The sequence below is a fragment of the Pseudogemmobacter sp. TB195 genome, from assembly GCF_058313095.1.
The window spans coordinates 18280-32072 of the sequence record NZ_JBZEGG010000025.1; the positions used below are offsets into that span (position 1 = coordinate 18280).

The following is a 13793-nucleotide window of genomic DNA, read 5'->3' on the forward strand; positions in this document are numbered from 1 at the left end:
CATGTTTCGCGTGGCAATAGCGGCAGCAGCCATCGACACTGAACGAGCGCCTTGACCGACCCGGGTGAAAAATTTCTGCCGCGAGTGCCCGGAGTCATTCATATCGCTAGCAGGACCGGCCAGCGGTGGCCAGAACAGTGGCTCCAGCCCCCATATCAGACGCACAGAACCGGCAAGATGCCAGACGCAGGCTTATCTCACAGGCGGCAGCTGAGCCCCGCGTGCTCAACGACAAGTTCATCGAAGCACATACTCTTGGGTTCGGCGCATTTAGGACCATGGTCTGCCAAACCACATGGGACTAAATCGTCGCGACATGCAGGCTGTCCCGCGATGAACCGGAAGCGTTTACAGATTGCAAAGGACGGGCTGACCTGGCTGACATGAGGTTTCCGGAGCCGCCCGCGCTGACCAGGGTGGTCTTTGATGCAGTGATCGCCAGACAGCCGACATCCGGATCCGCGTTGCACTGATCAACTGCTTCAATGCTCCCGGCACCGCCGGGATCGAACGCGTGGCATGGGCTCAGCGGGGAAAGGGGAGCGTCCGGCTGGTGCCTGACCTCTGCAAAAACGCCGATGCGGCACAAGGCGGACTTTCGGCCAGGACAGGGGCGCCGAAGCCGGGCTGGGCTTAATAAACGGAAGTGGGTGTCAATCTTACATGCGTCGGCTGCGCCGCAGCGCCGCAAAAAGCCCGCCGGACAGCAGCAGTAAGACGCCTGTCTGGAACAGCTCCGGACGGTAGGCTTTCGGGATCAGCAGGTAATCAACGCTGCAAAGCGACAGCATCAGCTGGCAGGTATAGCCCGATGTGCCCCAGAGGCAGGGCGCGGCCTGGCTGTATTTGCCGTAGCCCTCGCTGACGATGGTGCCGAAAATCACATACCACCACATGAGGGCGAGGAGGATAAGTCCGGCTCCGACAGCCAGCACCCAGACCGGTCGCAGACGGTCAGACATCCTCCAGAACCCCGAGGCTGGCAAGAAGCCGCGTTCTCAGCGCAATCAGCACGGGGTCATCGCGGCGGCGGGGATGCGGGCGGTCAACCCGCAGTTCCTCGATGATGCGGGCCGGGCGCGGCGAGAACAGCACCACCCGGTCGGCAAGCAACAGTGCCTCCTCCACGTCATGCGTGACCAGCAGCGCGGTAAATCCGCGATCCTGCCAGAGACGGATCAGATCCTTTTGCAGATTGAGCCTGGTCAGGCTGTCAAGTTTGCCCAGCGGTTCATCCAGCAACAAGAGGCGCGGGTCATTGACCAGCGCGCGGGCAATCGCGGCGCGCTGCGCCATGCCGCCGGACAGCTGATGCGGGTAGGCCGCGCCGAAAGCCTCAAGGCCGACGAGACGCAGCGCCTCATCGACGCGGGCCTGCTTTGAGGCCAGCTCGCCGCGCGCTTCGGGGCCGGCTTCGACATTGCGGCGCACCGTGCGCCAGGGGAAAAGGGTCGCTTCCTGAAAGACGAGGATGCGCTCGGGGCCGGGGCCGGTGATCGGCACGCCGCCGGCCAGCGCCTCACCCGCGCGCGGCAGTTCCAGCCCGGCCGCCAGCCGCAGAAGGGTCGACTTGCCGCAGCCGGATGGGCCCAGCAATGCGACGAATTCGCCGGGCGCGATATCGAGGGATACATCCTCCAGCACCGGCAACAGCGCGCCGCCGATATCATACCCATGCGAGACATGGTCGAAGCGCAGCCCGACGGGGGTGACAGCAGACATCAGAGGATCCCCTTTTGCCAGCCCAGCAGCCGGTCCCGGATCAGGAACAACAGCTTCACCAGCCCGGCACAGATCAGCGCCATGACGATCAGCGCGGCATAGACATTGGCATAGGCCGAATAGGCCGTGTTGAACTGCAGATACCAGCCGAGGCCGAATTTCGCGCCCAGCATTTCGGCCACCACCAGGACGGCAAAGCTGTAGTAAAGCCCCATGAACAGCCCGACAAACACATTGGGCAGCGCCGCCGGAATGGCAATTTTGGTAACCTGCCAGCGGCTGGTCGCGCCCAAGGTCCGCGCCACATCATAGAAAGCGCGGTTGACCTGGGAGATCCCCGATGCAGTCAGGATCGCGACCGGGATCCCCGAGGCCAGCGCCACCAGAAACACCGAGGCCTGAAAGGTCGAGGGGAAGATGAAAAAGGCGCATGGGATCCAGGCGCTGGCGGGCACCGGCCCGATCAGCTTCAGCACCGGCATCCCCCAATAGGCGAACCGCTTTGACCAGCCCAGACCCACCCCGGCCAGAAAGCCTGCTGAAATGCCGATGAAAAAGCCCAGCCCCCAAAGTCGCCCGGTATAGGCGATACAGATCAAAAGCCGGTCCCAGTCGGTCATATAGACATGCAACAGACCCTGGGGCGGTGAAAAGAACGGCTTAGGCAACCAGCCGAGCTTTGCGGTGATCACCTCCCACAGCAAAAGCCACAGGCCCAGCACGATAAACCAGGGGCCGTAATGCGTCAGGGTGCTGCTTTGCCCGGGCGGCACGGTGAAGGCCAGCGCGAGGAAGATCGCGGCGACCGTGCCCGTGAGCGCGGCGAAGGTGCCGGTCGCCCCCCATTGGATGACATCAGGCAGGATCAGTGTCGCCACCGAGACCGAACCCCAGGCCAGCGCGGCCAGCAGGCCGTCGCGCCAGATGGGCAGGGGCAGGCGGGTGGCGGAGGCGTAAACCCCCCGCCCGATTTCAGGCAGATCGCTCATTCCGGGTCGTCCAGTCAGGGGTCAGGCGAAAATGTCGATGGTGATGCGGCTGGCGATCTCTTCCGGATCGGTCGAGGCATCGGCCACGCCGGTCAGCTTCAGATCCTCATAACCGCGTCTGACCTCATCGCGCAGTTTGTCGCCGAACCAGTGCTCATGATAGGTGAAAGAGGCCAGAACCTCGGTCAGGGTCTCGACCGACATGCCGGGGCGCAAAGTGTCGAAATACCATTGCGCGACCTCGTCGGGATGGGCGGCGGTATATTGGTGCACCTCGAGATTGGCGGCGGCGACGCGTTTCAGCGCGTCTTTGTTGGTCTCGTAATAATCCCCGTTCACACCCAGCACGCAGCAGACCCGATCCTGGAAACTGAGCGTCTGGGTATCGGCGACGCGGTGGAATTTATGTTCCTTTTCCCAGCCGTAAGCCCAGGGATCCATATGGGCCAGCGCATCCGCCTCGCCGCGCAGCACGGCCTCGGCCACCAGATCGAAGGGGAAGACCTTCCAGGTCACATCCTGATCGGGGTCAAGCCCGGCTTTCTTCAGCGCGACCGAAAATGCCACGCGCGAGGGCGACATCACATCAAAGGTGCCGATGGTTTTGCCCCGCAGATCCTCCAGCGTTCTGATGCCGCTGTCCTGCGGTGTCAGGATGCTCTGGCAGCCGCCATGCGACCCGGCGAAAAGTTTGACGTCAAAGCCCTGCTCGATCGGTTTCAGCCAGTCATAAAGCAGACCCGGCCCGGCCTCGGCCTTGCGGGTGGCAAGGGCCTGGATCAGGGTCTGGCCGCTGGCGCCCTGGTAGAACAGTTCCACATCCAGCCCGTGTTTCTCGAAAATGCCCTTTTCCAGCGCGAACCCGACCGGGGCGTGGCAGGCGGCCACTTCGGTCCATTCAAGTTTGATTTTGGTCAGGTTGCCGGCCATAGCGCGGCGTGTGCTGATCCCGGTCGAAAGGCCGGCCGCGCCAAGGCCCGCCGCAGCCGCGCCGGTTGTCAGAAGGGTCCGGCGCGAAAGGCCGTTTCGAAGGGATGCTGTCATAATGCGGGTTCGCTTTTGTTAAGAAGGGAAGGGGTAACCGGGAGCCGTAATGGATCAGGTCAGAGGATAGATCAGGGCCGGGGGAACAGGATTTCGAAGACCACCCTCCGGCTGGCACAGCCATGTCTGGCTATATGGGCCGGGGGGAAATTCCCTCTTCCGGCGGGCACAGGGTCATCGCCGGCGCAGCCGCGTTTCGAGCCAGCTGCTGTAGCGCGAGCCGCCATAGCAGAGCAGGAAATAGATCAGGGCCGCTAAGACATAGGCCTCATCGTAAAACCCCAGCCATTGCGTGTCAGTGGTCGAGGCCCGGGCGGTGTTCAAAAGATCAAACGCCCCGATCACCGCCAGCAGCGAGGTCGCCAGCAGAAAGCCGATGCCAAGATTGACGAGCCCCGGAATCACCTGGCGCAAAGCCTGGGGCAGCACCACCAGCTGCATGATGCGCCAATAGCCCAGCCCGAGTGACTGTGCCGCCTCGGCCTGGCCCGGGCCAACGGTTTGCAGCCCGCCCCGCACGACCTCTGCCAGATAGGCGGTCCAGAACAGGGCGACCATGATCGTGGCGCGGATCAGCTTATCCAGGATCACGCCCTGCGGCAAAGCCAGCGGCAGGATCAGCATGGCGAAATACAGGATCGCAACCATCGGAATGGCGCGCATCACCTCGATATAGGTGATCGAAATCAGCCGCAGCCCGCCCATATCCGAGGCCCGTGCCAGCGCCAGAAGCACAGCCGCCGGAAAGGCAAAGGCCATGCAGGTCGACCACACCAGCAGCGTCACCGGCAGCCCACCCCAGTCGTTCAGCGAGACCCGCGTGAGGATCCCCCCGGTCCATGTCCCGCCCGCCATCAGCGCCCAGGCCAGTGCCAGCGTGACCGGCCAGGCCAGGATCAGGAACGGCCCCCAGAAACGCGGCAGCACCGATGCCACCATCAGACCCAGCAGTGCGACGATCACTAGGATCGGCCGCCAGAGATGCTCGCCGGGGTAAAAGGCGAACAGGATGAAACGCGCCTTGGCGCGCAGAAAGGCCCAGCAGGCGCCGCTGGCGGCACGGCATTCCTCCTGCGTGCCGCTGAAGACAGCGTCGGTAACCGCCCAATGGATCAAGGGCGGCAGGATCAGCGCCAGCATCAGCACCGAGGCCAGCGCCAGCACGGTGTTCAGCGGCCCGCCCGCAAGGCTGCGCCACAAGGGCGCAACCAGGTCGCGGCTGCGATAATTCATAAAGATCACGCTCATCTGCGCCCCTCTCCGCGCAGGGCGACGCGGCGGTTGTAATGGTTCATCAGCGCGGCGACGCATAGGTTGAGCATGAGGAAGGTGCCCGCCATGATCAGGACTGCCTCGATGGCCTGGCCGGTGGTGTTCGCGGTGGTGTTCAGGACCGAGACGAGATCGGGATAGCCGATCGCGACGGCGAGGCTCGAATCCTTGGTCAGATCAAGAAAGACCGAAGTGGTCAGCGGCACGATCACCCGCAGCGCCTGCGGCAGGATCACAAGGCGCATGATCTGCCAGTCGGAAAGGCCCATGGCGCGGGCGGCCTCGCGCTGGCCCTCTGGGACGGAAAGGATGCCAGCGCGCACGATCTCGGCAATCGCGGCCGAGAATTTCACGACCAGCGCGATCAGAAGCGCGGCATATTCCGGCGACAGCACCAGTCCGCCGCGCACGTTCAGCCCCTTAAGCGCGGGGATGTCAAAGCTGAGACCGGCCTGCCAGAAGATGCCGGCGATCAGCGCCAGGGCAACGGGCCAGGTGCCGCGCCTGCGCCCGGCAAACCGGCGCAGCGCCAGCACGGCGATGATCACGACCGCGCAGGCCAGAAGCAGCCAGAGCCAGCCAGCCTCGACCACCGGCGCGGGGACATAGACGCCGCGATTTGTCAGCCAGATACCACCCCCATGCACCGCCTGTTTCGGCCCCGGAAGGTTGCGCGCCAGCGCGATCCAGAAGAACAATTGTAGCAACAGCGGCGTGTTGCGGATCAGCTCGACATAGATCCTGACCAGCCGGGTCAGGAGCGGGTTGCCCATCAGCCCCAGAACCCCAAGCGCCGTCCCGAGCAAAGCCGCCAGCACACAGCCCACTGCGGCCACACGCAGCGTGTTGATCACGCCAACACCGATGGCGCGCAGATAGGTGTCACCGGCGGAAAAGGGGATCACGCTCTCGCCGATCTGGAAACTCGCGGCGCGTGTAAGAAAGGCAAAGCCGGGCGAGATCCCGGCTTTCTCCAGCGCGGCGGCGATGTTCTGGCCCAAAAGCCAGAGCCCGGCCAGGATCACCAGGACCAGAGCCAGCTGCGTATAGGGGCGCGGCCCCCACCATGCGACCAGCGCGGGAATAACCCCGCGCCGATGCGGTGACTGACCCCGCCCTGCCTCATTGGGCCCTGCCTCACGGAGGGGGATGTTCACCTTCTTTGACCTGCTCAGCGGAAGGGCGGCGAATAGAGCAGCCCGCCATTGGTCCAGATGTCGTTATAGCCGCGCTTCCAGCCCAGCGGCGTCAGGTGGCGCTCATAGATCTCGCCGTAATTGCCCACGGTCTTGATGATCTTATAGGCCCAGTCCGGCTTGAACCCGATGGCCTCGGCCAAAGACGGATCAACGCCGAGGAAACGCTGGATCGCCGGATCTTCCGATTTCAGGAATTCATCGACATTGGCCGAGGTGATGCCCCATTCTTCGGCCTGGATCGTGGCATAGACGGTCCAGTTGACGATTTCGAGCCATTGGTCATCACCGGCCTTGATCGCAGGCGCGAGCGGCTCTTTCGACAGCCGTTCGGGCAGAAGCACATAGTCATCGGTGTTCTTCAGCTGTTGCAGCTTGCCCACGAGATCCGAGCTGTCCTGGGTGATCGCATCGACCCGGCCCGATTCCAGCGCCGCGATGAATTCCGAAGTGTCTTCGATGGTGACCGGCGTGAATTCATGGCCGGATTTGCGGAAGAAATCGGCGATGTTCAGCTCGCCCGTGGTGCCCGATTGCACCCCGATCACCGCGCCGTCGAGCTCTGCCGCCGAGGTCACGCCAAGCTCTTTGCGCGCAAGGATGCCCTGGCCGTCATAAAACACCGTCGGCCCGAAATGGAAGCCAAGGTTGAAGGCGCGGTTGATCGTGACGGTGACGCCCGACAGGAGGATGTCAAACTCGCCGGCCTGAAGCGCGGGCAGGCGCTGTTGCGGTGACGAATTGGTGAACTCCACCTTGCCGTCTTCATTGAAGACCGCGATCGAGAGCGCCCGGCCATAATCAATGAAGAAGCCCTGCCATTTGCCCTCGCTGTCGGGCGAGAAGAAACCCGGTGTGGTGCCGACACCGACCTTGATCACGCCGCGCTCTTTGATCGCGTCCAGCGTGCCGCCTGCGGTCGCGGGAAGGGCAGTTGCGGCAAGTGCCGCTGCTGCTGCAAGACCGCGCAGGGTGCGGCCGAAAAGTCGTTCATTGCTCATGGAAAGATGCTCCGATATCTGCCGGTTTCATGAGCCAATCCGAGCGCGGAGCCTGAATTATATCAAGTATCTTGCTGATTTACATGATATTTCTGTAATTACGCGACTGAAGAGCAGCTCTCTTTCGCCGCAGGGACGGCGCGGAGAATAATTCTGCTGCCGCCCGCCGGCGCTGCTTTTCGAATCACGTCAGATACAGGCTGCGCGGCCATGCCAGGCAAAGAAATTCTCTGTGGTTCTTCCCGTTCCGGGGCGGTTTCGTGCAGAAAAGATCAACTCTCCTGCCGGGGCAGGGGCGAAGAAAATCTCCTTCCCTGAACGCCCCTGATAAGACGATTGAAACAATCGTGATGATTTGACGATGCTGGTGCCATCTCACCCTGCGGGCCGTTGCCCGACCCCCTGATCCACCTGAAAGGATGATCCCGATGGCGACGACCAGCCTGCACCCCGAGACGCTCGCCCTGCATGGCGGCACCTGGCGCACCGATCCGGCGACCGGCTCGCTCGCGGTGCCGATCTACCAGAATACCAGCTTCCAGTTTGACGATACCGCCCATGCCGCGCGTCTGTTCGCGCTGGAGGAGCTGGGGAACATCTATTCCCGCATCGGCAATCCGACGACTGACGCGCTGGAAACCCGGCTCGCGCAGATCGAGGGCGGCGCGGCGGCGCTGGCTCTGGCCTCGGGCCAGGCCGCGACGTTTTTCGCGCTGACGAATATCGCCCAGGCCGGTGACAATATCGTCGCCTCGACTGATCTCTATGGCGGCACGGTCACGCTTTTGTCGAATACGCTGAAGCAGTTCGGCATCGAGGTGCGGTTCGTCGATCAGGCCGATCCGCAGAATTTCGCCAAAGCGACTGACGACAAAACCCGCGCCTGGTTTGGCGAGACGCTGCCGAACCCCAAGCTTCAGGTCTTCCCGATCGCGGAAGTGGCCGAGCTGGGCCGCAAGCTCGGTGTGCCACTGATCCTCGACAATACGGCGGCGCCTTTGACCGCAAAGCCCCTGAAACATGGCGCAGCGGTGGTGGTCTATTCGACAACGAAATATATCGGCGGCCATGGCACCGCGATTGGCGGCGCGATCATTGATGGCGGCACCTTCGACTGGGAGGCCCATGCCGCCCGTTTCCCGCTTTTGACCCAGCCCGATCCCGCCTATCACGGTGCGATCTGGACCGAGGCTGCGAAACCCCTTGGCCCCATCGCCTATGTGCTGCGCGCGCGGGTCAAGCTGCTGCGTGACATCGGCGCCTCGGTTGCGCCGCAAAACGCCTTCCTGACCTTGCAGGGGCTGGAGACGCTGCCTTTGCGCATCCGTCAGCACAATGAAAACGCCCGTCAGGTGGCGGACGTGCTGGCCGCGCTGCCCGGCGTCACCCAGGTGATCTATCCCGGCCTGCAGGGCGGCGAGGCCCGGCGCCGCGCCGATACCTATCTCGAAGGCGGTTATGGCGCGCTGATCGGGTTCGAGCTGGAAGGCGGCGTTGATGCCGGCCGCGCCTTTATCGACGCGCTGCAGCTTTTCCATCACGTGGCGAATATCGGCGATGCGCGCAGTCTCGCGATCCATCCGGCCTCGACCACGCATCAGCAGCTGACCGGGGCTGAACAACAGGCCGCAGGCGTCACGCCGGGATATGTGCGTCTTTCGATCGGGATCGAGCATCCGGAGGATATCATCGCCGATCTGAAGCAGGCTCTTGCGGCGGTATCGGGCAATCGCGACCGCAAGGCCGCGTAAAGTTCCGCCGTGAAACCCGGGCGTAAACCCCGGCGCGGGGAGGGCCCTCCCTCTCCCCGCATCTTACCTTTTATCTTGCCATGCGCCGGATCAGGAGCCCAGATTGTCCAGCACCCTTCCCATTCTCGATGTCTCCCGTTTCCATGCCGGGCCTGACGCGCGTGCCTCTTTCGTTGAGGAACTGCGCGCGGTGCTTCATGATCACGGGTTTTTCTACCTGACCGGCCATGATGTCCCCGAGACGCTGATCCAGGATCTCAAACGTCTGTCACGGGCGTTTTTTGCGCTGCCCGAGGCGGAGAAGCTGGCGGTCGAGATGGTGAAGTCGCCGCATTTTCGCGGCTATAACCGCGCCGGGCTGGAACACACGCGCGGCGAGCAGGACTGGCGTGAGCAGATCGATTTCAACACCGAAGGCGAGCCCCTCCCGGATGGCACAGATCCGTGGAGCCGGCTGCATGGCCCAAACCAATGGCCCGACGCGCTGCCCGATCTGAAACCGGTGGTGCTGGATTATCAGGAGCGGGTGACGGCGCTTGGGATCGACCTTTTGCAGGCGATTGCGCTGGCGCTTGGCCTCGAGGCGGACGCATTCCGCGCGGTTTACGAGCCGCAGCCGACCCAGCTTCTGAAACTGATCCGCTATCCGGGGCGCGATGTGGCCGAAACCGATCAGGGGGTCGGCGCGCATAAGGATGGCGGCATCATCACCATTCTCTTGCAAGACGAGGTCGAGGGGCTGCGGGTTCAGACGCTTGACGGAGACTGGATCAGGGTGCCGCCGCTGCCGGGCACATTCGTGATCAATTCAGGCGAGCTTTTAGAGCTGGCGACCAATGGCTTCGTGCGCGCCGATGTGCATGACGTGATCGCCCCGCCGCCGGGGGTGGAGCGGTTTTCCTACGCCTTCTTCCTCGGCGCGCATTACGATGCCGAAATCCCGGTCCTGCCGCTGCCAGATGCGCTGAAAAGCCGCGAACGCGGGCTGACGGTCGACCCGCTGAACCCGCTCTTTCGTAATGTCGGGCTGAACCATCTGAAAAGCCGCCTGCGCTCGCATCCCGATGTGGCGCATGCCCATCACGGCGATCTGCTCAGGGCGGGGCTGGCCGGGAACGGCTGAACGCCGGTTCAGGCCGGAAAGAACCGGTTCGGCGGGCGTTTCAGGCCAAGGTGGTCGCGCAGCGTCGCCCCCTCATATTCGCGGCGAAAGAGGCCGCGGCGTTGCAGTTCCGGCACCACCTGATCGGTGAAATCGGTCAGCCCCGCCGGCAGGAAGGGGAACATGATGTTGAACCCGTCAGAGCCGCCCTGGTCGAGCCATTCCTCCATTTCATCGGCGATGCTTGCGGGTGTGCCGATGAAAGAGAGGCCGGAATAGCCGCCCTGTCGCTGCGCCAGCTGACGAACGGTCAGCCCCTCGCTTCGGGCCATTGCGATCACCCGGTCGCGGCTGGATTTCGACTGGTTGGTCTCGGGCAGATCCTCGGGCAAAGGCGCATCCGGGTCAAAGCCCGATGCATCAAGCCCGAGCGCGATCGACAGGGACGCGATGGCGCTTTCAGAATAGACCAGACTGTCAAGCGCGGCACGTTTCGCCTTTGCCTCGGCAATGGTCTCGCCCACGATCACAAAGGCGCCGGGCAGGATCACGATATCTTCGCGCGCCCGGCCCGCCGCCACCGCCCGCGCTTTCACATCGGCATAAAAGGCGCGTCCATCGGCGAGGCTTTGCGGCGCGGCAAACACCGCCTCGGCGGTTTCCGCCGCAAGCTGGCGACCGGGCTCGGAGGCGCCGGCCTGCACGATCACTGGCCAGCCCTGCGGAGGCCGCGCGATGTTCAGCGGTCCGCGCACCGAAAGCTCTGGCCCTTTGTGACCCAGCACATGCATCCGGCCCGGGTCGAAATACTGGCCGCTTTGCACGTCGCGCGTGAAGGCATCATCGGCAAATGTGTCCCAGAGCCCGGTCACCACATCATAGAATTCCCGCGCCCGTGCATAGCGGTCGGCATGGTCAGGCTGGTCTTCGCGCCCGAAATTCAGTGCCGCATCGGGGTTAGATGTGGTGACGATATTCCACCCCGCGCGCCCGCCGGAAATATGATCCAGCGAGGCAAAGCGCCGCGCGACGTGATAGGGCTCGTCATAGCTGGTCGAGGCCGTCGCGATCAGCCCGATCCGTTCCGTCACCGCCGCCAGCGCGGATAACAGCGTGAAGGGTTCAAACGAGGTGACGGTATGGCTGCGCCTGAGCGCCTCGACCGGCATATTCAGCACGGCAAGGTGGTCAGCCATGAAAAAGGCGTCAAACTTAGCCGCTTCGAGCCTTTGCGCCATATAGGTCAGATGGCGGAGGTTGAAATTCGCATCCGGCCAGGCGCCGGGATAGCGCCATGCGCCGGTATGCAGCGAGACCGGCCGCATGAAGGCACCGAGGTGAAGCTGACGGTCACGGCTCATGATGACATTCCTGCTAAAGATGGGCAGAGTTTATATCGGGATTTGCAAAATGATATATCGGATTTTTACGATATAAGACAGAATTGATCTCCTGAGAGAGACCCGGCAGAGGTGCGGACATGGATGAGGATCTGATCCTGAAGGCCCTGGCGCATCCGGCGCGGCGGCAGATGCTGACCTGGATGCGCAAGCCGGAGCAACATTTCCCCGACCAGGCGCTGCCCCATGATCTGGGTATCTGCGCCGGGCAATTCGCGCGTTGCGGCCTCGCGCAATCTTCGGTCTCGGCACATCTTGCGGTGCTGACGGCGGCGGGGCTGATCGTGCGGGAGCGGATCGGACAATGGGTGTTCTATCGCCGGGACGAGGCGGTGATCGCCGCCTTTCGCAACGCTCTGGCCGCTCTCTGATCAGGGCCGGGCGAAGCCGAAGCCAGCCGCCAAGATGTCGCGGAGCACCGCCTCATGCCGGCTCAGCGCGGAAGACCGCCAGAGTTCCGGAGCGGTGGTATTGACGCTGGCCGAGACCCTGAGCCGGAAACCCGAGCTTTTGCCCGAAAGCAGGATATCATGCACTCTGACGGTGCTGCCTTTGAAGTTATCCGACGGCTTGGTCAGCTTATGGTCGTACAGCACTTCGGCCCCTATGATGTCAACGGCTTCGGGGTTGGGAAACTCCGTGTCGGTCTACCTGTTCAAACCCCGCCCGCCAGTACCGCCGGGCGGGATGGTGCCCAGAAGCTGCGCGGCACCGCCGCCTGCGCTATCCGCGTCGCCCGCCTCGGGGCCCGGTTCACTACAGAGCGTGCCATCCAACCGCGAGGAAAGACCGCTGCCGGCCGAACCCCGTTCCAGGACGGGGGTGGGGATCTGGCCGGTGGCGCCGAGGATCGCCGTTGCCGGCGCGGCGCCCAGCAAGGGCCGGGGCACCCGCCGCCTGCTCCCGTCTAAGTCAAGCGCAACACGGCTGCGCGGGCCAGGTGTCCCACGACTGCCATCAGGCAGGACGACGGGCTGCAGCTCGGCCATTCTGTTTGTAATGTCCGTGTCGGCCAGGCCCCTGCATCCGGTGGCCTCAGCATGCCCAGAAGCAGGTTGCGGCGTCGCAGCCTCGGATCTTCCAGGGCGAGCTGCAATTCGCTCCCGCCGGGCCGTCGACCTCCATCACCTCATGCCAGACCGCGCGGTAATCGGTGCTCTGGGCGCAGCCGGCCCCGGCTCCGCGCCCGGGGCTCACGGTTCTGGTGCTGGCGTTCGATCCCGATCGAGAGATCCATCGCTTCATTGAAAAGTCGCCTGCGGGGGCAGAAAGCCATATCGCGTCAGCCCGGCTGCACCGAGGCGACCACCGAAAAGCCCGGTGCCAGCAGTTCGGCCCGCGCCTGGCCAGGGTCAATCCTGATCCGGACCGGCACACGCTGCGCGATCTTGGTGAAATTGCCGGTGGCATTGGTGCCGGCGATCAGGCTGAATTCCGAGGCGGTGGCAGGCGAGAAACTCTCGATCACGCCGGTAAAGACCTGGCCATGCAGCGCATCGACGCTGAAGCGCACCTTCTGGCCGACGGCGAGACTGTTCAGGCTGCTCTCATTGAAATTCGCGATCAGCCAGAGATCCTGGCCGACATGCGAGACCAGCGCGGTGCCGGGCGAGACATATTGCCCGACCCGGACCGCGATTTGCCCCAGCTTTCCCGCAGCCGGCGCGCGAATCACGGTGTTCCCGAGGTCGATCCGGGTGAGTTCCACGGCGGCATTGGCATTGTCGATCTGGGCCTGGGCACTTGCGATCTGCACCTTCGCATTGGCGAGCTGTTCGCGCTGCACATCCATCGTGGCCTGAGCCTGGGTCTGGGCGGTCAGCGCCTTTTGCAGCGCAAGTTCGGTCTGTTCCAGCGCCGCCTCGGTCGCCACGCCGCGTTCGCGCAGCGATGTGGTGCGGCTGTTGTCGGACCGCGCGGTTTCCACGGCGAGATCGGCCGAGGCCAGCGCCGCCGCATCCGATTTCAGCACCGCCTCGGCCGAGCGCACATTCTGCACCGCGACCTCCATCGCAGCTTTTGCGCCGGCCAGCCCGGCTTCGGCCTGGGCAAGTTTCTGGCGGTAGATGCGGTCGTCAAGCACCGCGATCACATCGCCCTCGCGCACTTCCTGGAAATCCTGGACCTCCACTTTCGCGATATAGCCGGACAGCTGCGGGGAGATCGTGGTGACCCGACCGCGCAGATAGGCGTTTTCAGTGGTGGGGGCCGAGGGTGCGAAAGGCGGCAGATGCCAGGCGAAAAGCACCAGCAACAGCCCCGCGAGGCCAATCACCCCGGCGATAATGGTGGGCACAAAGAAGGAACGGCTCATGG

13 protein-coding genes are annotated in these 13793 nt (G+C 63.7%); 3 read left to right on the forward strand and 10 right to left on the reverse strand.

All coding sequences use genetic code 11. The features are described from left to right. Positions 1 to 659 precede the first annotated feature (659 nt). The 7 genes from AC4FS3_RS21670 to AC4FS3_RS21700 all read right to left on the reverse strand — a co-directional run bounded on the left by AC4FS3_RS21670 (position 660) and on the right by AC4FS3_RS21700 (position 7224). On the reverse strand, positions 660 to 962 hold the full coding sequence (locus tag AC4FS3_RS21670; protein WP_491022264.1) for a hypothetical protein: 303 nt from the start codon (positions 960 to 962) through the stop codon (positions 660 to 662). Next, on the reverse strand, positions 955 to 1722 hold the full coding sequence (locus tag AC4FS3_RS21675; protein WP_491022265.1) for an ABC transporter ATP-binding protein: 768 nt from the start codon (positions 1720 to 1722) through the stop codon (positions 955 to 957). Before AC4FS3_RS21675 ends, AC4FS3_RS21670 begins: the two co-directional genes overlap by 8 nt. Continuing rightward, positions 1722 to 2711, reverse strand: coding sequence for an ABC transporter permease (locus AC4FS3_RS21680; protein ID WP_491022266.1), 990 nt, complete (start codon positions 2709 to 2711; stop codon positions 1722 to 1724). Before AC4FS3_RS21680 ends, AC4FS3_RS21675 begins: the two co-directional genes overlap by 1 nt. A 21-nt stretch (positions 2712 to 2732) precedes the next feature. Next, positions 2733 to 3755, reverse strand: a complete 1023-nt coding sequence (locus AC4FS3_RS21685; protein WP_491022267.1) for an ABC transporter substrate-binding protein — start codon at positions 3753 to 3755, stop codon at positions 2733 to 2735. A 174-nt stretch (positions 3756 to 3929) separates the two neighbouring features. Further along, positions 3930 to 5003: an amino acid ABC transporter permease gene (locus AC4FS3_RS21690; protein WP_491022268.1), complete on the reverse strand. Its 1074-nt coding sequence runs from the start codon at positions 5001 to 5003 to the stop codon at positions 3930 to 3932. Next, complete coding sequence (locus tag AC4FS3_RS21695; RefSeq protein WP_491022269.1) at positions 5000 to 6184, reverse strand: amino acid ABC transporter permease; 1185 nt, start codon at positions 6182 to 6184, stop codon at positions 5000 to 5002. Before AC4FS3_RS21695 ends, AC4FS3_RS21690 begins: the two co-directional genes overlap by 4 nt. 14 nt (positions 6185 to 6198) lie before the next feature. Then, on the reverse strand, positions 6199 to 7224 hold the full coding sequence (locus AC4FS3_RS21700) for an amino acid ABC transporter substrate-binding protein (protein WP_491022270.1): 1026 nt from the start codon (positions 7222 to 7224) through the stop codon (positions 6199 to 6201). A gap of 428 nt (positions 7225 to 7652) precedes the next feature. On the opposite strand from AC4FS3_RS21700, the gene AC4FS3_RS21705 reads away from it, so the two are divergent. Both AC4FS3_RS21705 and AC4FS3_RS21710 read left to right on the forward strand, forming a co-directional pair. Continuing rightward, a complete protein-coding gene (locus AC4FS3_RS21705; RefSeq protein WP_491022271.1) occupies positions 7653 to 8975 on the forward strand; it encodes an O-acetylhomoserine aminocarboxypropyltransferase/cysteine synthase family protein in 1323 nt (440 codons plus the stop codon). A 103-nt stretch (positions 8976 to 9078) separates the two neighbouring features. Continuing rightward, the gene (locus AC4FS3_RS21710) at positions 9079 to 10098 is read left to right on the forward strand and encodes an isopenicillin N synthase family dioxygenase (protein ID WP_491022272.1); all 1020 of its coding nucleotides are present in this window, start codon (positions 9079 to 9081) and stop codon (positions 10096 to 10098) included. A gap of 8 nt (positions 10099 to 10106) precedes the next feature. Here the strand turns inward: AC4FS3_RS21710 and AC4FS3_RS21715 are convergent, their stop codons facing one another. Beyond that, the gene (locus AC4FS3_RS21715; protein WP_491022273.1) at positions 10107 to 11438 is read right to left on the reverse strand and encodes an LLM class flavin-dependent oxidoreductase; all 1332 of its coding nucleotides are present in this window, start codon (positions 11436 to 11438) and stop codon (positions 10107 to 10109) included. Positions 11439 to 11557: 119 nt separating this feature from the next. On the opposite strand from AC4FS3_RS21715, the gene AC4FS3_RS21720 reads away from it, so the two are divergent. Next, on the forward strand, positions 11558 to 11848 hold the full coding sequence (locus tag AC4FS3_RS21720; protein ID WP_491022274.1) for an ArsR/SmtB family transcription factor: 291 nt from the start codon (positions 11558 to 11560) through the stop codon (positions 11846 to 11848). On the opposite strand, the gene AC4FS3_RS21725 is transcribed toward AC4FS3_RS21720, so the two are convergent. Together AC4FS3_RS21725 and AC4FS3_RS21730 are read right to left on the reverse strand one after the other, a co-directional pair. Continuing rightward, entirely contained in the window at positions 11849 to 12073 is a 225-nt protein-coding gene (locus AC4FS3_RS21725) for a hypothetical protein (RefSeq protein WP_491022275.1), read from the reverse strand. Positions 12074 to 12759: 686 nt separating this feature from the next. Continuing rightward, on the reverse strand, positions 12760 to 13791 hold the full coding sequence (locus AC4FS3_RS21730; RefSeq protein WP_491022276.1) for an HlyD family secretion protein: 1032 nt from the start codon (positions 13789 to 13791) through the stop codon (positions 12760 to 12762). Between the last annotated feature and the right edge of the window lie 2 nt (positions 13792 to 13793).